20 protein-coding genes are annotated in these 17,443 nt (G+C 73.4%); 9 read left to right on the top strand and 11 right to left on the bottom strand.

Annotation, left to right across the window (positions count from 1 at the left end; all coding sequences use genetic code 11):
- Positions 1-4: 4 nt before the first annotated feature.
- A complete protein-coding gene (locus ABT129_RS15065; RefSeq protein ID WP_502981773.1) occupies positions 5-652 on the top strand; it encodes an HAD family hydrolase in 648 nt (215 codons plus the stop codon).
- A 39-nt stretch (positions 653-691) separates the two neighbouring features.
- On the opposite strand, the gene rox is transcribed toward ABT129_RS15065, so the two are convergent.
- Positions 692-2,119, bottom strand: coding sequence for a rifampin monooxygenase (rox, locus tag ABT129_RS15060; RefSeq protein WP_351900842.1), 1,428 nt, complete (start codon positions 2,117-2,119; stop codon positions 692-694).
- A 238-nt stretch (positions 2,120-2,357) separates the two neighbouring features.
- Here rox and ABT129_RS15055 point away from each other — a divergent pair, with 238 nt between their 5' ends.
- Entirely contained in the window at positions 2,358-3,794 is a 1,437-nt protein-coding gene (locus tag ABT129_RS15055) for an amidase (protein WP_351900840.1), read from the top strand.
- 18 nt (positions 3,795-3,812) lie between these two features.
- On the opposite strand, the gene ABT129_RS15050 is transcribed toward ABT129_RS15055, so the two are convergent.
- Together ABT129_RS15050 and ABT129_RS15045 are read right to left on the bottom strand one after the other, a co-directional pair.
- Positions 3,813-4,139: a plasmid stabilization protein gene (locus ABT129_RS15050; protein ID WP_351900838.1), complete on the bottom strand. Its 327-nt coding sequence runs from the start codon at positions 4,137-4,139 to the stop codon at positions 3,813-3,815.
- Positions 4,140-4,197: 58 nt separating this feature from the next.
- Positions 4,198-4,728 carry a DUF6328 family protein gene (locus tag ABT129_RS15045; protein WP_351900836.1) on the bottom strand — a complete coding sequence of 177 codons (531 nt, stop codon included), beginning with the start codon at positions 4,726-4,728 and terminating at the stop codon, positions 4,198-4,200.
- A 236-nt stretch (positions 4,729-4,964) separates the two neighbouring features.
- Here ABT129_RS15045 and ABT129_RS15040 point away from each other — a divergent pair, with 236 nt between their 5' ends.
- Complete coding sequence (locus ABT129_RS15040) at positions 4,965-5,345, top strand: STAS domain-containing protein (protein ID WP_351900834.1); 381 nt, start codon at positions 4,965-4,967, stop codon at positions 5,343-5,345.
- Positions 5,346-5,379: 34 nt separating this feature from the next.
- Complete coding sequence (locus ABT129_RS15035) at positions 5,380-5,907, top strand: ATP-binding protein (protein WP_351900832.1); 528 nt, start codon at positions 5,380-5,382, stop codon at positions 5,905-5,907.
- Positions 5,908-6,004: 97 nt separating this feature from the next.
- Here ABT129_RS15035 and ABT129_RS15030 read toward each other — a convergent pair whose 3' ends face one another.
- Positions 6,005-6,967: a SigB/SigF/SigG family RNA polymerase sigma factor gene (locus tag ABT129_RS15030; protein ID WP_351900830.1), complete on the bottom strand. Its 963-nt coding sequence runs from the start codon at positions 6,965-6,967 to the stop codon at positions 6,005-6,007.
- A gap of 212 nt (positions 6,968-7,179) precedes the next feature.
- Between ABT129_RS15030 and ABT129_RS15025 the strand changes: the two genes are divergently transcribed.
- Positions 7,180-7,566, top strand: coding sequence for an ATP-binding protein (locus ABT129_RS15025; RefSeq protein ID WP_351900828.1), 387 nt, complete (start codon positions 7,180-7,182; stop codon positions 7,564-7,566).
- A gap of 24 nt (positions 7,567-7,590) precedes the next feature.
- Here the strand turns inward: ABT129_RS15025 and ABT129_RS15020 are convergent, their stop codons facing one another.
- The 3 genes from ABT129_RS15020 to ABT129_RS15010 are packed head-to-tail and all read right to left on the bottom strand — an operon-like array spanning position 7,591 to position 10,297.
- Positions 7,591-8,085 carry a GerMN domain-containing protein gene (locus tag ABT129_RS15020; protein ID WP_351900826.1) on the bottom strand — a complete coding sequence of 165 codons (495 nt, stop codon included), beginning with the start codon at positions 8,083-8,085 and terminating at the stop codon, positions 7,591-7,593.
- The gene (locus tag ABT129_RS15015; protein ID WP_351900824.1) at positions 8,082-9,605 is read right to left on the bottom strand and encodes an ATP-binding protein; all 1,524 of its coding nucleotides are present in this window, start codon (positions 9,603-9,605) and stop codon (positions 8,082-8,084) included. Before ABT129_RS15015 ends, ABT129_RS15020 begins: the two co-directional genes overlap by 4 nt.
- Positions 9,602-10,297 carry a response regulator transcription factor gene (locus ABT129_RS15010; protein ID WP_351900822.1) on the bottom strand — a complete coding sequence of 232 codons (696 nt, stop codon included), beginning with the start codon at positions 10,295-10,297 and terminating at the stop codon, positions 9,602-9,604. The genes ABT129_RS15015 and ABT129_RS15010 overlap by 4 nt, the downstream gene beginning before the upstream one ends.
- A gap of 134 nt (positions 10,298-10,431) precedes the next feature.
- On the opposite strand from ABT129_RS15010, the gene ABT129_RS15005 reads away from it, so the two are divergent.
- Genes ABT129_RS15005 through ABT129_RS14990 form a run of 4 tightly spaced genes read left to right on the top strand, consistent with a single transcriptional unit; the run spans position 10,432 to position 14,097 of the window.
- Positions 10,432-11,097 carry a hypothetical protein gene (locus ABT129_RS15005; RefSeq protein ID WP_351900821.1) on the top strand — a complete coding sequence of 222 codons (666 nt, stop codon included), beginning with the start codon at positions 10,432-10,434 and terminating at the stop codon, positions 11,095-11,097.
- Positions 11,094-12,203, top strand: coding sequence for a peptidoglycan-binding protein (locus ABT129_RS15000; protein WP_351900819.1), 1,110 nt, complete (start codon positions 11,094-11,096; stop codon positions 12,201-12,203). The genes ABT129_RS15005 and ABT129_RS15000 overlap by 4 nt, the downstream gene beginning before the upstream one ends.
- Complete coding sequence (locus ABT129_RS14995; protein ID WP_351900818.1) at positions 12,200-12,907, top strand: ABC transporter ATP-binding protein; 708 nt, start codon at positions 12,200-12,202, stop codon at positions 12,905-12,907. The genes ABT129_RS15000 and ABT129_RS14995 overlap by 4 nt, the downstream gene beginning before the upstream one ends.
- A complete protein-coding gene (locus ABT129_RS14990) occupies positions 12,904-14,097 on the top strand; it encodes an ABC transporter permease (RefSeq protein ID WP_351900816.1) in 1,194 nt (397 codons plus the stop codon). Before ABT129_RS14995 ends, ABT129_RS14990 begins: the two co-directional genes overlap by 4 nt.
- Here the strand turns inward: ABT129_RS14990 and ABT129_RS14985 are convergent.
- The 4 genes from ABT129_RS14985 to ABT129_RS14970 form a co-directional block, all read right to left on the bottom strand.
- Positions 14,084-14,446: a MazG-like family protein gene (locus ABT129_RS14985; protein ID WP_351900814.1), complete on the bottom strand. Its 363-nt coding sequence runs from the start codon at positions 14,444-14,446 to the stop codon at positions 14,084-14,086. The two genes, ABT129_RS14990 and ABT129_RS14985, sit on opposite strands and share 14 nt — an antisense overlap.
- Positions 14,447-14,528: 82 nt before the next feature.
- Complete coding sequence (locus tag ABT129_RS14980) at positions 14,529-15,974, bottom strand: DEAD/DEAH box helicase (RefSeq protein WP_351900813.1); 1,446 nt, start codon at positions 15,972-15,974, stop codon at positions 14,529-14,531.
- 231 nt (positions 15,975-16,205) lie between these two features.
- A complete protein-coding gene (locus tag ABT129_RS14975; protein ID WP_030218719.1) occupies positions 16,206-16,409 on the bottom strand; it encodes a cold-shock protein in 204 nt (67 codons plus the stop codon).
- A 211-nt stretch (positions 16,410-16,620) separates the two neighbouring features.
- The gene (locus ABT129_RS14970; RefSeq protein WP_351900811.1) at positions 16,621-17,442 is read right to left on the bottom strand and encodes a DUF817 domain-containing protein; all 822 of its coding nucleotides are present in this window, start codon (positions 17,440-17,442) and stop codon (positions 16,621-16,623) included.
- Position 17,443: the final 1 nt, after the last annotated feature.

Genomic DNA, 17,443 nt, shown 5'->3' with positions numbered 1-17,443 from the left:
CGACATGGACGGCACCCTCGTCGACACCGAGGTCCTCTGGTGGGAGGCCACGGAGGAGATCGCCGCCCGGCTCGGCCACCGGCTGACGGACGCCGACGCCCCCGAGGTCGTCGGACGCGCCGTCGAGGACACCGCCGCCCACCTCGTACGCGTCACCGGCGCACCGGACGCGGAGGGCGTCGCCGCCGAGCTGACCGGCGCCTTCCAGGAACGCGTCGACCGGGGCGCGCCGATGCGCCCCGGCGCGGACCGGCTCCTTGCCGAACTGGAGCGGGAGGGCGTGCCGTTCGCCCTGGTGAGCGCCTCGCCCCGGTCGGTGGTCGACTCGGTGACCGGAGGCGCGCTCGCCCACGTCCCCTTCGCCTTCACGCTCTCGGCCGACGACACCGTGCGCACCAAGCCGCACCCCGATCCCTACCGAGAGGCCGCGCGGCGGCTCGGGGTGCCGGACGCGGCCTGCGCGGCGGTCGAGGACTCACCGGACGGAGCCGCCTCGGCCGCGGCGGCCGGCTGCGCCGTCCTGGTCGTCCCCTCCCTGCTGCCCGTGCCCCCGGGGCCGGGACGGATCTTCGCGAGCAGCCTGGAAGAGGTGACCCTCGCGGACCTCCGTCGCGGTGTCGCCGCCGGGGGAGCGGCCCCCGGCCGGGGCTGAGGCACGTCCCTCCCGAACCCCGGACCGGTGGGTACGGGCTCAGCCGGTGGCGGCGCCGAACCACGTGGGCAGCTGCGCGAGCAGCTCCCGCTGGTCCTCGCCGACCCACGCCACGTGCCCGTCGGGCCGCAGCAGCACCGCGGGCACGTCCAGCTCGTCGCTGCCGTCCACGACGTGGTCGACCCGGTCCGCCCAGCCCTCGACCGAGAGCCGGCCGGCGGGGTCCAGGAGCAGTCCGCGGCCCTCGTGCATCAGCCCGTAGAGACGACCGCCCTTGAGGCCCACGTCCCGCAGCCGCCGCCCGAGGAGCTCGTGCCCGTCCCCGCAGTCGTAACGGACCGAGATCGCCGTGATCTTCTCGATCAGGTGGCGGTTCACGTTCTCGAAGTCCATCAGTTCCGCGAGCAGGCGGCGCACCGACTGCGGCCCCGGCTCGGTGGACATCAGCTGGATCTGCGCGCGCGTGTTGTCCAGCACCTCGGTGGCCACCGGGTGCCGCTCGGAGTGGTAGGTGTCGAGGAGTCCCTCCGGCGCCCAGCCGTCGAGCGCGGCGGCCAGCTTCCAGCCGAGGTTGAACGCGTCCTGGATGCCGAGGTTGAGACCCTGGCCGCCGGTCGGCGGGTGGATGTGCGCCGCGTCGCCGGCGAGGAACACCCGGCCGACCCGGTAGCGCTCGGCCTGCCGGGTGGCGTCGCCGAAGCGGGACAGCCAGCGCGGTGAGTGCGCGCCGAAGTCGGTGCCGGCGTACGCCCGCAGCTGCTCCCGGAACTCGTCGAGGGTCGGCGGCGTCGTGCGGTCCTCGGCCACCCCCTCGGCGGGCACGACGACGCGGTGGAGACCGTCTCCCAGCGGCATCGCGCCGAACCGCTGCTGCACCTTGCGGACCTCGGCCATCGTGGCCGCCAGCTCCTCCGGGGAGACGGTCAGTTCCATCTCGCCGAGCAGCGTCTCCACCCGGGAGGGCTCACCGGGGAACCCGACGCCCAGCAGCTTCCGCACCGTGCTGCGGCCGCCGTCGCAGCCGACGGCGAAACGCGCGCGCAGCCGCTCGCCGTCGGCCAGCTCGACGGTCACCCCCTCGTCGTCCTGGCTCAGCCCGACCACCGTCGAGCCACGCCGGATCTCGGCACCGACCTCGGTGGCGTGCTCGGTCAGCAGACGTTCGGTGACGGTCTGCGGGATGCCGAGGACGTACGAGTGCGCCGTGTCCAGATCGTCGGGCCACGAGGTGCCGAGGCCCGCGAAGAATCCGCCGACCGTGACCTTCCGGCCGAGCGGGAGGAAGCGCTCCAGCAGACCGCGCTGGTCCATCACCTCGATGCTGCGCACGTGCAGGCCCTGCGCGCGCGACTGCCGGGTCGGTTCCGTCTCCTTCTCCAGCACGAGTACGTGAGCGCCGTGCAGCCGCAGTTCGCCGGCCAGCATCAAGCCGGTGGGACCGCCGCCGACAATGATCACGTCCACCATGAGTACCGCCCCGTTCCAGTGTTCTTGCAGGTCAAAGCTGTGAGTGGCGATTGTGCACCGGTGTGGGGGCCTTGCCGCAAGGCCCCCTGTGCGCTATACCTTGAGAGTGGCGAGGAGAGTTCATCTCCTTGCCCTTCGTTTTTTCGCCCCCCTGTAGGCCGCCCGGCCCCCTCGCGTGTTACTCGCTGGTAGGGCATGCTGGCGGCCAACATCCACACGGCCGGGGGCTGAGGTAGCGGTGACGACTTTCGAAGAACGGGCCACGGTGCACGCCTTCCGGGACGACGCCCTGGGGGAGCACGACGCCGTCGGGCTCGCGGCGGCGATCCGGCGGGGCGAGGTCGGCGCGGACGAGGCCGCGAGGGACGCCGCCGAGCGGGTCAGGGAGGTCGAGGCGCGACTCCACGCCGTGCAGGTGCACCTCGACACGCCCGCCCGCGCCACCGGGGCGGGCGGCGGCGCCTTCGCGGGCGTGCCGACCTTCGTCAAGGACAACACCGACTACCGGGGCCTGCCCACCGGTCACGGCAGCGCCGCCTTCGCGCCGAAGGCCGCCCGGCGCCACGCGCCGTTCGCCCGGCAGCTCCTGAGCACCGGCGTCACGGTGCTGGGCAAGACCCGGCTGCCCGAGTTCGGATTCAGCCCGACCACCGAGTACGACGGTGCCGAACCCGTGCGCAACCCGTGGAACACAGGCTACTCGGCGGGCGGTTCGTCGGGCGGCAGCGCGGCGCTCGTCGCCGCCGGGGCGGTGCCGATCGCCCACGCCAACGACGGCGGCGGCTCCATCCGCATCCCCGCCGCCTGCTGCGGACTCGTCGGCCTCAAGCCGACCCGCGGCCGGGTCGTGACGAACACCCAGAGCGGCCAACTGCCCCTCGACATCGTCTCCGACGGCATCGTGAGCCGTTCCGTGCGGGACACCGCCGCGTTCCTCGCCGCCGCCGAGACGCACTGGCGCAACCCGAAGCTGCCGCCCGTCGGTCTGGTCGAGGGCCCCTCGGAGCGGCGCCTGCGCATCGGCTTCCTCCTGGACTCGCCGAACGGCGTCCCGGCCGACACCGCCACCCGCGCCGCCGTCACGGAGACCGTGGCGACGCTCGAACGGCTCGGCCACACCGTGGAGCCGGTGGAACTCGCCCTCGACCCGCGCTTCACCGACGACTTCCTCACCTACTGGGGGATGCTGTCGTTCCTCCTCGGCGTCACCGGCCGGACCCTCGGCCAGGACTTCGACCGCGGCCGGATGGACGGCCTCAGCCGCGGGCTGCGCGAGGAGTACCTGAAGAGCTGGCGGCGCACCCCGGCCGTCCTGCGGCGGCTGAAGCGCACGAGAGAGGCGTACGCGGCGTCGTTCCGCGGGCTCGACCTCGTCCTCACCCCCGTCCTCGCCCACACCACGCCCGAGATCGGTCACCTCAGCCCGACCGTCCCCTACACGACGCTGATCGAGCGGATCCTCGCCTACGTCGCCTTCACACCCGTCAACAACGTCGTCGGCACGCCCTCGATCTCCGTACCGGCCGCGAGCGCGACGGAGAACGGACTGCCGATCGGCGTCATGTTCTCCGGCCGCCCCGGCAGCGAGCGGACGCTTCTGGAGGTCGCGTTCGCGCTGGAGGCGGACCGCCCCTTCCGGCGGATCCAGGACGTGGAGGACCTCCGGGCCGGCTGACCGCGGCGGGCGGGGGCGTCAGTCGCCGCCCAGGGCGCGCAGGAGCTGCGCCTTGTTCATCTTCGAGCGGCCGTCGACGCCGCGGCGCCTGGCCTCCTCGTAGAGCTGGTCGTACGTACGCCCCCGGGCCCCGCTGTGGGAGCGGCGGCCGCCGCGCTCGCCGGAGGACATGTCCTCCAGGGAGAGCCGGCTCGCGGTCTCGGACTCGCCGTGCCGCGCCCGTTCCTTGTTGACGGTGCGGGCGGCGATCTCCTTGGCGCGCTCCTCGCTCTCGCCGCGCTCCTCCGCGCTCTCCTTGATGTGCTCGTACTGCCGTTCCCGCTTCGGGCTGGATCCGCGAGGCATGACGTTCCCCTTCGCTCCGGTTGCGGTCTCCCCGTGCCGCTACCCGGCGCCCGGACGGTCACTCGTCGTTCTTCGGGTCGTGACGCTCCCGGGCCCACAGCGGCAGCGCGAACCAGCACAGCAGGTACCAGGCCAGGACCCCGCCCACGAGCCAGGGAACGAGCGCGTCGTCGGTGGCCACCCGCAGGATGAGGAAGAGCGCGCTGGTCAGGGTGGCGAGGAGGAGGATGATCCCCAGGAAGGTGAGCCGCGAGGCCCAGACGACCGCCCGGTGCTTGAGCCGCCGCCCCGACACGATCCGGTGGAAGGAGACCGGCGCGATGAGGGCGCCCGTGGCCAGGGATCCGAGGACCACCGTCAGGATGTAGATCGACTTGTCGGTCGAGCCGAGGCTCTCGAACCGGGGCGTGAAGACGACGGTCAGCAGGAAGCCGAGCAGGATCTGCACGCCCGTCTGGACCACGCGTATCTCCTGCATGAGGTCCTGCCACTGACGGTCGGCGCGCTCCTCCGTCGTCTCGTCCCGGCCCCGTCCGTTCCCGGTGTCGCGTCCGCTCGCGGTGTCCCGGCCGTTCTCACCGTCAGTCATCCGTCTCACCTTCCGGTCCGAGGCCCCGCGTGGGGCGGAGGGTCGCACGCCGCTGATGCCCGGTCCGCCCGGGCCCCATCCGCACCGCGGACGCGCTTGGTGGAATCACACGAGAACGGGCCGGTCAGCGTGCCCCTGCCCTGTCGCGCGCCCCGGCGCCCCGGCGTATCGTCGGCCCCAGCACGGAACTCTGCGCCGACGGGAACCGGAGTGCGATGCCAAGGGACGTGAGGGGCATGGGGGGCACGGGAGGCGGCGGGCCGGTGGGCCCAAGGCTGGCGGCGGCGGTCCGCTGGAGCGACACCACGGCCGTCGTGACGGTGGCCGGAGAGCTCGACCGCGACAACCAGGAGCCTCTGCGCGAGGCCCTGTCGGCGTCCCTGGCGCGACACCCCGAGCGGGTCGTCGTGGACTGCGGGCGGCTGACGTTCTGCGACTCGACCGGGCTCAACCTGCTGCTGAACGCGCGACTGGACGCCCTGGAGGCGGGTAGTCGGGTGGAACTCGCCGCGGTACGACCGCCGGTGGACCGATTGCTGGACATCACCGGCGTCGTGGCCGTCTTCAGGATCCACGACGAGCTGCCCGGGGAACTGGTCGAAGGAGAGCATCCGTGAACGTGGCACGGCGCCGGGCACCGTGGAGCGGTCGATGAGCGAACCGGTCCGGTCCAGGGGGCAGATCAGGCGGCTCGGCCTGCGGAGCGCCGACGCGGTGGTGGCACGCTGCCGCGACTTCTGCCACGTGGCGCTCCGCGACTGGGGCTGGCCGGCGCCGGCGGGCGCGACGGAACTCACCGACGAGGAACGGGAGTACGCCGTCGAGGACGTGCTGCTCGTGGTCTCCGAGGCGGTGACCAACGCCTGCCTCCACGCCGGCGGCCCGACGGAGCTGGTGGTCCGGCTCGTCCCCACGGAGCGGGGCGGCACCGGCGCGGTGGGGGACCTGCGGATCGAGGTCAGCGACCCGAGCCGCGAGGTCCCGGCCTTCCGGCCCCGGGGCGCCCCGGGGCAGCCGGGAGGCAACGGCCTCATCGTGATCGACCGCCTCACGCGCGCGTGGGGAGCGGTGACCACGGAGACGGGCAAGTCCGTCTGGATGGACATCCCGGCCCCGGTCCCCACCCCCGCACCCGAAGCCCGGTCGGCCCTGCGGGGCGGCCCGCCGATGGAACTGTAGGGCCCGGGCAGGAGCGGCAGGGTCATCAGGCGGCCACAGCCGCGGCATGGCCGGGTCGCAGGATTCCGGCGCCGGGCAGGCGCCGAACGGAAGGCCGTCAGGCAGCGGCGGAGGCCGCTCCCCGGACCGTACGGCCAGGCTCCCGCCCGCCCGTACGACACGCCTCCGGCCCGGCGGCTGACCCCGACCGCGGAGGTTCCTCCGAGGTCAGGGCCCTCCGCAGCTCTCCCAGGATGCGGCTGAGCAGCCGGGAGACGTGCATCTGCGAGAGACCGAGGCGCTCGCCGATCTCCGCCTGGGTCAGCTCGTCACCGAAGCGCAGCGCCAGGATCGTCCGGTCGCGCGCGCAGAGCGAGGCGAGGAGCGGCTTGAGCGAGGCGAGGTTCTCGACCTTCTCGAACGAGCCGTCGTCGCTGCCCAGGCGGCGCGCGAGCGTGCCGGGCCCGCTGTCCTCGTCGTCGACGGGCAGGTCGAGGGAGCGGCTGGAGAAGCCGTTCGCGGCGATCTGTCCCTCGACGAGCTCCGCCGCGGTGAGGTGGAGGCGGGCACCGAGTTCCTCGTCCGTCGGAGGGCGGCCCAGCTCCTGTTCGAGAGCGTCGTTGGCCTTCGCCAGGTCCAGCCGCAGCTCCTGCAGACGGCGGGGGACGTGGACGCTCCAGCTGGTGTCCCGCAGGTGCCGCCTTATCTCGCCGAGCACCGTGGGCAGGGCGAAGGACATGAACTCGTTCCCGCGCCCGGGGTCGAAGCGGTTGATCGCCTTGATCAGGCCGACGGTGCCGACCTGGACGATGTCCTCCCAGGACTCGCTGGAACGCCGGAACCGGGTCGCCGCGTACTTGACCAGGCTGAGGTTCAGCTCGACCAGGGTGTTCCGTACGTACGCGTAGGAGGCCGTGCCCTCCTCGAGCGAGCGCAGCCGCGCGAACAGGACCGTCGAGAGGGTCCTGGCGTCCGTCGTGCTCACCGCCAGGGGGTCGGCGATCTCCGGAAGGCCGGCCGGCCGCTCCGGATCACGGTCGACGCTCGGGCGGGCCGGGACGGTGGTGCGGTGGTTCGACATGAAGGCTCCTCGGGAGAGGTCCCTCCAGTCTCCTACCCGATCCGGGGACGCCCAAGCGATATGGGAGCAGAACGGGCGAGGTGGGGGGAATGCGACCGGATCGTCGGGGCAGGCGCCTGCTGGAGAACGAGACGGAACCCGCTGGAACCGACAGAGGCTGGGTGAGAAGAGCAGTGACCACAGTGCATCGCACTCCGGAGAGGAACCGGCACGTGGTCCCCCGTGACGCGGCCGAGGCCCGCGCCCGGGTGGCGCGCGTGCTCGAAGCTGCCGAGGCCCGGACAGGAAGGCGGCCGACCCCCACCGCCGTGGGGGACGCCCTGCTCGTGACGTCCGAGCTGGTGACCAACGCGCTGCGGCACGGGGGCGGCCTCACCGGCTTCGGCGTGGTGCTGGAACGGGGCGTCCTGACGATCACCGTCGCGGACGCGAGCAGTCGGCTGCCGCACCTCGTGGACGCCCGGGGGACGCGCCGCGCCGACGGGACGGCGGAGGGCGGCTACGGCTGGCCCCTGATCAGGCTGCTGACCCTGGAGGTCAGGCTGTGTCTGCCGCGGGAGGGCGGCAAGACCGTCGAGGTACGGCTGTCGCTTCACTGACCCGCCCCTTCCGCTGCCTCCGTGCTACCCGTTCAGGAACTCGGCGCACCGGTAGGGACCGAGTTCGGGGCCCTCCGACGGGCTGAGCGTGACCTCCACGTCGTCGGCCCCGACCTTCGGGTCGAGGACGGACTGGGCGCGAGCGAGGGTGCACACCAGCTGCCCCGTGCCCTGGTCGCGGCCCGTCGCCGCGTAGGGGTCCTCCAGGTCCACCGTGACCCGGGTGCCCCGGCCCGTCACCGTGTAGCCACCGATCTCGACGAGGTTGGTGAGGCCGTCGCGGAGCTCGGCGGGCGGCGGTCCGGCGGCGAGCAGCTTCACCACCGTGTTGAGGTTCTCGACCCGCCGGTCGAGCACGGGCACACCGCGCAGCCCGCCGTCGGACGCGTAGTACAGCCGGATCCCGCGCGTCGGCCCGGTCGCCGGTTCCCCGGCCCCTATCACTCCGGTCGGCTGGACGCCGCACCCCACCAGGACGATCCCCAGGACGACGAGCAGGCACCCCCTCCGCACCCTCACGCCGTCTCCTCACCCGTACGCCGCAGGGGCAGCCGCAGGGTGAAGACCGCGCCGCCCCGCGCGCCCGCGGCGACGTCGATGGTGCCGCCGTGCAGCCGGGCGTTCTCCAGCGCGATCGCCGTACCGAGGCCGCTGCCCCGACCGCCCGTGTCGTCCGCGCGCCGTGTCCGCGCCGCGTCCGCCTTGTAGAACCGGTCGAAGACCCGCTCCCGGGCCTCCGGCGGCAGCCCGGGGCCGTGGTCGGCGACCTCCACCGTCACCCACTCCCCGTCCGCCAGGACGGTCGTCCCCAGCGTGACCGTGACCGGCGGTGCTCCGTGCCGCAGCGCGTTGCCCACCAGGTTCGCGACGATCACGTCGATTCGACGCCGGTCGACCACCGCCCGCACCCCCTCGTCGAGGTGGAGCTCCACCCGGTCCGTCCAGCCGCGCAGCCCCAGCGAGGCCCGCACGGTGTCGGCGAGATCGGTCTCGGACGCGTTCGGACGGACCGCGTTCGCGTCGAAGCGGGAGATCTCCATCAGGTCCTCGACGAGCCGGGAGAGCCGCGCCGTCTCCGCCCCGACGGTCCGGGCCGCCCGCGCCGCGTCCGGCGGCAGCTGGTCGGCGTCCTCCTCCAGCACGGTCGCGACCATCGTCATCGCCGCGAGGGGCGTGCGCAGTTCGTGCGAGACGTCGGCCACGAACCGGCGCGCCTTCGCCTCCTGCTCGCGCAGTCGCGCGTCGGAGGCCTGGAGGGCGTCCGCGGTCTCGTTGAACGTCCGTGCCAGATCGGCCAGTTCGTCGTGCCCCCGGACCGCGACCCGGCTGCCGAGGTCGCCCTCCGCGAGCCCACGCGTGGCCCGCCCCAGCTTGCGGACCGGCCGCAGGACCGTCCCGGCGGCGAGCAGCGCCAGGACGGCGGCCAGCATCACCACCGGCAGGATGCCCGCCCGGACCGAGTCCAGCAGGGCGGCGGTGTCGTCGCGTTCGGCCCGCAGATCGGTGATCGCGAAGACCTCCAGACCGGAGAACCGGTGGTCCCCGTCCGCGTACGTCACGGGCATCCCCACCACCAGATACGGCTCGCCCCGCCACGTCACCCGCTGGAACCGAGCCCCGTCCCCGGCCCGTACGGCGGCCCGCAGCCCGGCCGTGATCCGGCCCTCCGTGTCGGCGAGCGCGTCGGAGACCGCGACCAGGTCCTGATAGCGGGCGACCACGATCCGGGCCCCGAGACCGTCCGACACCTTCGCCGCGAACCGGGCGAGCGAACGCTGGTCGGGCGGCAGGTCGAGGTCGGCGGCGACGGCGGTGACCCGCGACCGCACGTCGTTCACGGCGGCGTCCTGGGTGCGCTGGAGCACGGCCGTCCGGGCGTCCCGGTAGGCGAGGGCGGTCGCGGTCACCGCGCTGATCAGCGCCACGACGACGAACGTGACGACGAGCCGGGTGCGCAGCCCCCCGACGAGCCGCCGGGAACGCCGTATCGGCGCGGTGGCACCCCGCCCGGCGCGCCCGGCCCCCTCCGTGCGCCTCACAGCGGACCGAACCGGTAGCCGAAGCCCCGCACCGTCTGCACGTACCGGGGCCGCGCCGGTACGTCCTCCAGCTTGGACCGCAGCCGGCCGACCGCCGCGTCCACCAGCCGGGAGTCGCCCAGGAACGTGTGGTCCCAGACCGACGCGAGGAGCTGCTCGCGGCTGAAGACCCGGCCCGGCGCGGCCGACAGTTCGAGCAGCAGCCGCAACTCGGTGGGCGGCAGCGGGACGGCCGCCCCGTGCTTGGTGACGGTCAGCCCCGCGCGGTCGATCAGCAGCCCCGCGTGTTCGGTACCGGCCCCCAGGGCCTGCCCGGACGGTTCCGCGCGCCGCAGCGCGGCCCGGATGCGGGCCTCCAGGACGGGCGCGGTGACCGGCTTGACCACGTAGTCGTCGGCGCCCGCCTCCAGGCCCGTCACGATGTCGTGGTCGTCGCCCCGCGCGGTCAGCATGATGACCGGCAGGGTCGTCGTCCTGGCCCGGATCCGGCGGCACACCTCGAAGCCGTCCATCCCCGGCAGCATCAGGTCCAGGACGGCCAGCTCGACCCTCCCGCCGTCCGGGGCGTCCAGCAGCGCGAGGGCCTCCTCGCCGGTGGCCGCCGTGGCGACGTCGTACCCGTGCCGGCGCAGCACGAGCTCCATCCCGTCCCGTACGGACGCGTCGTCCTCGATCAGCAGTACATGCGGCATGCGCTCGATTATGGGTGCCGCGCGCACCCGCCGGACGCCGGGGAAGGGGGCCGACGCCCAGGTCGGGGGCATTGTTACGTTCCCATCATGTCGCCATGGACCCGCCATCACGTGCCCTGGCGAGGGTGGTGGACATGAGCCCGAAGACACCCTCCCGCACCAGCTCCCGTGCCACCGCCCGGCTGCGCCTGACCGCCCTTGCCGTGCTCCCCGTCCTGGCCTTCCCGGCGGCCTGCGGCAGCGCCGACGACAGCGCCGGCGGCGTCCGGCCGCACGACGACATCGCCTCCGTGCCGGAGACGACCGCCGACACGCCGCCCACGCCGTCCGGGAGCGGCCCGGGCACCGCGCCCGCCGCGAAGAGCGCCTTCTACGACGCCCAGCTCGCCTACGTCCGCTGCATGCGCGTCAAGGGCGGCTACAAGGACTTCCCCGACCCCAAGCTCAGCGGCCACCTCGACTGGGCGAAGGTCGACGAGATCGCGTCGAAGCCCGGTCAGATGGAGGCCTCCAAGGGGGGCAGGAACGGGGTCTGCGTCGACGAACTCCAGAAGGTCATGCTGGCCGAGCCCAAGCGGGACCAGCAGAAGGACTACGAGTCGATGCTCGCGCACGCGCAGTGCATGCGGGACAACGGCGTCTCCCGCTTCACCAACCCGACGATGAGCGGCGGCAACGCCCAGCCCGGCGGCGACCCGAACCCGGCGTCCCCCACCATCGACCACGACTCCCCGGCGTACAAGCAGGCCCGCGAGGCGTGCAAGGCGAAGCTGCTCGACGGTCTGGACGGCATGCAGTGAGGCGCCGCACCGCCCTCCGCACGCTCGGCGCGGTGACCGTCGCCGCCGCGGTCGCCGGGGGAGTCGTCGTCCTCGGCGACGTCGGGGGCCTCGGAGCCCTGGGCGGCGGCCGGGGCACCAGCGGCTCCGGCCCGGCCGGGAGGAGCGGCGACCTGCCGCCCGCCACCGCGACCGTCGTCCGCACCGACCTCGTCCGGTCCAAGACCGTCGACGGCAGGCTCGACTTCGCGCAGCGCCGCCCCGTCAAGTCCGCCGTCGGGGGAACCATCACCGTCGCCGCCTCCGAAGGGAGCACGCCGACCATGGGGCAGGCGCTGTACGAACTCGACGACAAGCCGGTCACCCTCCTCTACGGCCCGGTCCCGATGTTCCGCGAGATGAGGACGGGCGACCGGGGCAGCGATGTGCTCCAACTGGAGCGCAACCTCCGCGACCTGGGACACGGAGCGGGCCTCTACGTCGACACCCGCTACGACAAGGACACCGAGGCCGCCGTCCGGCGGTGGCAGAAGACCCTGAACCGCGAGCCCACCGGAAGGGTCGGCAAGGGAGACGTCGTCTTCCTGCCCGGCCGGGTCAAGGTGGTCTCCGCGGACGCCGCGCTCGCCGACCAGGTCACCCCGGGCGGACCCGTCCTGACGATCGCCTCCACGCGGCCGGTCGTCCGGGCCCACCTCGACCAGGGCGACGGCGCGCTCACCGCACCGGGCACCCAGGTCGAGGTCACCCTGCCCAGCGGCCGGACCGTGGCGGGAAAGGTCGCCGGGACCGTACGGCCCGAGGAGGCCGGCGACGGCGCGAGCGCCCAGGAGGGCATCGTCGTGGAGGTCGTCCTCGACGGCGGGACGGGCGCCGCGTCCGGCGAGGACACCAAGGCGGCGGCCAGCGTGACGTTCGTCAGCGAGGCCCGCAAGGGCGTCCTCGCGGTCCCCGTCGAGGCGGTCCTCGCCCTGCGCGGCGAGAACGGCGGCTACGGCCTCCAGATCGTCCGGGGCACCACCACGACCACGGTACGGGTGGAGACGGGCATGACCGCCGACGGACGCATCGAGGTCAGCGGCCCCGACGTGCGCGAGGGACTGAAGGTCGGGGTGGCGGCGCCATGACCCCGACCCCCGTCATAGAACTGCGGGACGCGAGCAGGTCGTACCCCGGCGGCGTCCACGCCCTGCGCGGAGTGGACCTCACCGTCGACGAGGGCGAACTGCTCGCCGTCGTCGGGCCCTCCGGCTCCGGCAAGTCCACCATGCTCCACGTCATGGGCACCCTCGACAAGCCCACCGGCGGCACCGTCCGGATCGCCGGGTACGACGTGTCCGCGCTCTCCGACTCCCGCCTCTCCGCACTGCGCGCCCGCCACATCGGCTTCGTCTTCCAGCACTTCCACCTGGCGGCCGGGCGCGACGCCGTCGACAACGTGGCCGACGGACTCCTCTACGCGGGCGTACCGGCGCGGGAACGCCGGGCACGGGCCCGCGAGGCCCTCGACCGGGTCCGTCTCGGCCACCGCACCTCGCACACGCCGAACGAGCTGTCCGGGGGCGAGAAACAGCGGGTGGCCATCGCCCGCGCACTGGTCGGCGCCCCCCGGCTGCTGCTCGCGGACGAGCCGACCGGGGCGCTCGACACCGCGTCGGGGGAGATCGTCATGGAGCTGCTCCACGAGCTGAACGCGGCCGGCACCACGATCTGCGTCATCACCCACGACAACGAGATCGCGCGGTCGCTGCCGAGACGGGTCCGCTTCAAGGACGGCGAGATCGTCTCGGACGAGCGCTCCGCCCGTCCGGCGGAAGGGGCCCAGCGGTGAGCCGCGCCCTCAAGCCCTCCCGGCTCTCCGCCGGCGACGTCCTCAGGGTCGGCGCGGTCGGTCTGCGCGCCCGACGCGCGCGCGTGGTGCTCTCCGCGCTCGGCATCGCCATCGGCATCGCGACCATGGTCGCGGTCGTCGGCCTGTCCGAGTCCAGCCGCGCGGACCTGATGGCCCAGCTCGACCGCCTCGGCACCAACCTCCTCACCGCCGAGGCGGGCAAGGACGCGCTGGGCAAGGAGGTCCGACTCCCCAGGAACGCGGTCGCGATGGTCGAGCGCATCGGCCCCGTCCAGCACGCCACCGGCACGGGCGACGTCGACGCCCGCATCCGCCGGACCGACCTGGTGCCCGAGGAACGCACGGCCGGCGTCACCACCCAGGCGGTCCGCACCGACCTCCTGGCCGCGCTCGGCGGCCGGGTCGCCGAGGGAGCCTGGCTCGACCCGGCCCGCGAACGGCTCCCGGTCACCGTCCTCGGAGCGGTCGCCGCCGACCGCCTCGGCATCACCCGCACCGGCGAGACGATCATGATGAACGACACGCGCGTGGTCGTCGTCGGCATCCTCGCCCCGCTCGAACTGGTCCCCAACCTGGACCGGGTGGCGATGGTCGGATTCCCCGCCGCCGAACGCCACTTCGGCTTCGACGGCCACCCGACCACCGTCTTCGAGCGCTCCACCGACGCCTCGGTGGAGGACGTACGGGCGGTCCTGGCCCGCACCATCAGCCCCGGCGCGGAGGGGGCCGTCAAGGTCTCCCGGCCCTCGGACGCCCTGGCCGCCAGGGCCGCCGCCGACAAGGGCCTGACGACCCTCATGCTCGGCCTGGGCGCGGTGGCCCTCCTGGTCGGCGGTGTCGGCGTCGCCAACACCATGGTCATCTCGGTCCTGGAGCGCCGCCAGGAGATCGGCCTGCGCCGCTCCCTCGGCGCGACCCGCAACGCGATCCGGCTGCAGTTCCTCACCGAGTCGCTGCTGCTGTCGGCGCTCGGCGGGGTGACCGGGGCGCTGCTCGGAGCCGCCGCGACGTACGGCTTCGCGCGGTTCCAGGGGTGGACGGCGGTGGTCCCGCCCTGGTCCCTCGCCGGCGGTCTCGGGGCCACCCTCGCGATCGGCGTGATCGCGGGCCTCTACCCGGCGATCCGGGCCTCCCGGCTGCACCCGACGGTGGCACTCAACGCGACGTGACCGCCGGCTCGTCGCCCTCCCCGGACAGGAACCGCGCGGACTTCCGGGCGAGCACGGAGGCGAGGAACTCGGGAGCGTCGTCGGGGCGCATCCGGGCCAGGGAGACCATGCCGGTGATCACCGTGTCGGCGACCTCCTCCTGCACGTGCTCCCAGCCATGGCTGCGGCCCTTGCGCGGATTCGTCGCACGGGCGCCGATGACGGCCTGAGCGGCCTCGCCCACCTCCTCGGAGAGCTTGAGGACCTGGATCGTCCACTGCTCCTCGGAGGTCAGCCCCTGGGCGGTGCCGTGCTCGTCGAAGAGCGCGGCGAGCGTACGGATCGTGTCCCACGGGTCGTTGCCTGACACGGTTCTCTCCTCGGGCGGGCGGGCGGGCGGGCGGTTGTGGGGTACGGGCGCGGTCGGCTCGCCCCCGGTGCGGGAGGGCGGGTCAGCGGCCCCGGCGGATCCTCGCCGCCTGGCGGGCCTCGGCCGTCTTGCGGGCCTCGGCGGCCCGCCGGGACTCGTTCTTGGCGCGGCCGGGGCGGCCCGGCACGGTGCCCACGCCGCGGAAGGCCGCGCCACCGCGCTTGACACCCTCCTGGCTCGGCGCGGCCCCGTCGACGGGAACGCCCGAGGGGGTGCGGGCCCCGGTGATGCGGCTCAGCTCCGCCTCGCCCGAACGGACCTTGGTGACCTGCGGGCGGATGCCCGCGTCCGCCATCAGCCGGGCCACGTCACGCTGCTGCTCGGGGGTGACGAGGGTGACGACGACGCCGGACTCGCCGGCACGGGCGGTGCGCCCGCCGCGGTGCAGGTAGTCCTTGTGGTCGGCGGGCGGGTCGACGTTGACGACGAGGTCCAGCTCGTCGACGTGGATGCCGCGCGCCGCCACGTTGGTGGCGACGAGCACCGGGACCTCACCGCTGCGGAAGCGGCCCAGGGTGCGGGTCCGCAGCGGCTGGGACTTGTCGCCGTGCAGGGCGGCCGCGCGCACCCCGCTCCCGAGGAGGTGCCGGGTGAACCGGTCGACGGAGGCCTTCGTCGCCAGGAACATGATGACCCGCCCGTCGCGGGCGGCGATCTCCGTGGCGACGGCGAACCTGTCGGCGCCGTGCACGTGCAGCACGTGGTGGTCCATCGTCGAGACGGTCGCGGACGAGGGGTCGACGGAGTGGACGACCGGGTCGTGCAGGTACCGCTCGACGAGGAGGTCGACGTTGCGGTCGAGCGTGGCGGAGAACAGCATCCGCTGGCCGCCCGGGGGCACCAGGTCGAGCAGCTCGGTGACCTGGGGCATGAAGCCCATGTCGGCCATCTGGTCGGCCTCGTCCAGGACGGTGGCGGTGATCCGTTCGAGGCGGCAGTCCTTGCGCTCGACGAGGTCCATCAGCCGGCCCGGGGTGGCGATCAGGATCTCGGCCCCGTCGCGCAGCGCGGTGGCCTGGCGGCCGATCGACATGCCGCCGACCACGGTCGCCAGGCGCAGCTTCAGGGCCCGGGCGAAGGGGTCGAGCGCGTCGTGGACCTGCTGGGCCAGCTCGCGGGTGGGGACGAGGACCAGCGCGAGCGGCTTGCGGGCCTCGGCGCGGCGTCCGGTGGTGCGGACGAGCAGCGGCAGGCCGAAGGCGAGGGTCTTGCCGGAGCCGGTGCGCCCGCGCCCCAGGACGTCCCGGCCCGCGAGGGCGTCGGGCAGGGTCGCGGACTGGATCGGGAAGGGCTCGTCGACGCCCAGGCGGACCAGCTCGGCCAGGACCTCGGCCGGCAGGTCGAGCTCGGCGAAGGTGGCGGCCGGGGGCAGGGCGGGGGTCCCGGCGGCCGGCGCCGTCAGCTCGTCCTTCGCCGCGGCGGCGCGCCGCGCCTTGTCGGTACGGGGTGTGCTGTGCGTGTTGTTCATGGGGATCTCCTCGAAAACGGTGCGCTTCGAGGAATTCGCGAGGGGCCGCGGCCCGATGAATTACAGGAACGTACCGAACGCCATGCGTGCGGATCCGGCCACGCCGAGGGGCGAAAAGCGGCGTCCGGTCCGGGGGAAAGCCGGGAAAGGCTTGAAAAGGCCTGGAAAATGCAACGAGCCGGGGCCCTCACCACACGGGTGAGGACCCCAGCTGCGTCGGACGTGTCAACGTCAGGCGGGGAGGATGTTCTCCGCCTGGGGGCCCTTCTGGCCCTGCGTGACGTCGAAGGTCACCTTCTGGCCTTCCTGGAGCTCACGGAAGCCAGAGGTGGCGATGTTGGAGTAGTGGGCGAAGACGTCCGGGCCGCCACCCTCCTGCTCGATGAAGCCGAAGCCCTTTTCAGCGTTGAACCACTTCACGGTGCCGTTAGCCATGTCAAATCTCCTTCGGGGCGTAGCCCTGGGATCCGCACTGTGCGGATCCCGGCGTCGCCGTGATGATTGCCCCGTCCGGAAAACTGCACCGAAAACACAGAAAGTGCCTGACGATGTCGAATCGTCAAAGGCACTTGTAAGTTTCTTTGGGAACCACGACTGCAACTGCTGTTGACTGTAGCACGTCGCGGAGGCGGGTGCACGGAATTGGCTATTCGCCCCGCTGCCCGGCGGGGAGCGCATTTCCGCCCGCTCCCCGCCGCGGGGCGGGTGCGCCCGCCCTCGCGCCGTGCGCCGTCAGGACGAAGGTGACGGTGATCAGCAGCGCCCAGGCGCCGAACTTGGCGAGGGAGACCGGCTGCCAGCCGTCCAGCTGGTCCGGGTAGCTCCAGGCGCCGACGTACGTGGCCGCGTTCTCCGCGACCCAGAGGAAGAATCCGATCAGGACGAACGACAGGGCCAGCGGCATCCGGTGGTCCCGCTCGCCCACCCGGAACCGCACCCAGGTCCCCGCCGTCGCCGCCAGGAGCAGCGCGGCAAGCACCCAGCGGGCGTCGGGCAGCCAGTGGTGGCTGAAGAAGTTGACGTACACGGCGCCGGCCAGGACCGCCGTCACCCGGGGCCGGTAGCCGGTCAGCCGCAGGTCGAGCAGGCGCCAGGCGCGGCAGACGTAGCTGGCGAGGGCCGCGTAGAGGAACCCGCCGTACAGCGGCACCCCGCCGAACTTCGTCAGCGCCTCCTCCGGATAACTCCACGAGCCCATCCGCACCTTGACCAACTCGAAGAGCAGGCCGATGACATGGCAGCCGACGGTCACGGCGACGTCCCGACCGCGGTCCCAGCCGGCCTTCCACGCGAGGGCGGTGAGACCGATCCCGTACAGCAACAGCAGGTCGTAGCGGGCGATCGGCAGGTCGGGGAGCAGGCCCGAGACCGCGATGCCGCCGATGAGGGCGAGGGCGAAGGCGCAGCAGCGCGCCTCGAGCACCGCGAACCGCAGAAGCTGGCCGAGACCGAATCTGAACGTGTTCATA

The sequence above is a fragment of the Streptomyces sp. NPDC002057 genome (genome assembly GCF_040296665.1).
Lineage (GTDB): Bacteria > Actinomycetota > Actinomycetes > Streptomycetales > Streptomycetaceae > Streptomyces.
Note: the sequence above shows the minus strand (reverse complement) of the source record. Positions and strands in the feature narration are given on the sequence as shown.

What these genes read in the sequence shown, in the direction of transcription:
- rox (WP_351900842.1), bottom strand. Translation starts at nt 2,119, where the DNA reads ATGGTGGACGTGATCATTGTCGGCGGCGGTCCCACCGGCTTGATGCTG.
- ABT129_RS15045 (WP_351900836.1), bottom strand. Translation starts at nt 4,728, where the DNA reads ATGACTGACGGTGAGAACGGCCGGGACACCGCGAGCGGACGCGACACC.
- ABT129_RS15035 (WP_351900832.1), top strand. Translation starts at nt 5,380, where the DNA reads ATGAGCGAACCGGTCCGGTCCAGGGGGCAGATCAGGCGGCTCGGCCTG.
- ABT129_RS15065 (WP_502981773.1), top strand. Translation starts at nt 5, where the DNA reads ATGGACGGCACCCTCGTCGACACCGAGGTCCTCTGGTGGGAGGCCACG.
- ABT129_RS15030 (WP_351900830.1), bottom strand. Translation starts at nt 6,967, where the DNA reads ATGTCGAACCACCGCACCACCGTCCCGGCCCGCCCGAGCGTCGACCGT.
- ABT129_RS15010 (WP_351900822.1), bottom strand. Translation starts at nt 10,297, where the DNA reads ATGCCGCATGTACTGCTGATCGAGGACGACGCGTCCGTACGGGACGGG.
- ABT129_RS15040 (WP_351900834.1), top strand. Translation starts at nt 4,965, where the DNA reads ATGGGGGGCACGGGAGGCGGCGGGCCGGTGGGCCCAAGGCTGGCGGCG.
- ABT129_RS15050 (WP_351900838.1), bottom strand. Translation starts at nt 4,139, where the DNA reads ATGCCTCGCGGATCCAGCCCGAAGCGGGAACGGCAGTACGAGCACATC.
- ABT129_RS14975 (WP_030218719.1), bottom strand. Translation starts at nt 16,409, where the DNA reads ATGGCTAACGGCACCGTGAAGTGGTTCAACGCTGAAAAGGGCTTCGGC.
- ABT129_RS14970 (WP_351900811.1), bottom strand. Translation starts at nt 17,442, where the DNA reads ATGAACACGTTCAGATTCGGTCTCGGCCAGCTTCTGCGGTTCGCGGTG.
- ABT129_RS15005 (WP_351900821.1), top strand. Translation starts at nt 10,432, where the DNA reads ATGAGCCCGAAGACACCCTCCCGCACCAGCTCCCGTGCCACCGCCCGG.
- ABT129_RS14995 (WP_351900818.1), top strand. Translation starts at nt 12,200, where the DNA reads ATGACCCCGACCCCCGTCATAGAACTGCGGGACGCGAGCAGGTCGTAC.
- ABT129_RS14980 (WP_351900813.1), bottom strand. Translation starts at nt 15,974, where the DNA reads ATGAACAACACGCACAGCACACCCCGTACCGACAAGGCGCGGCGCGCC.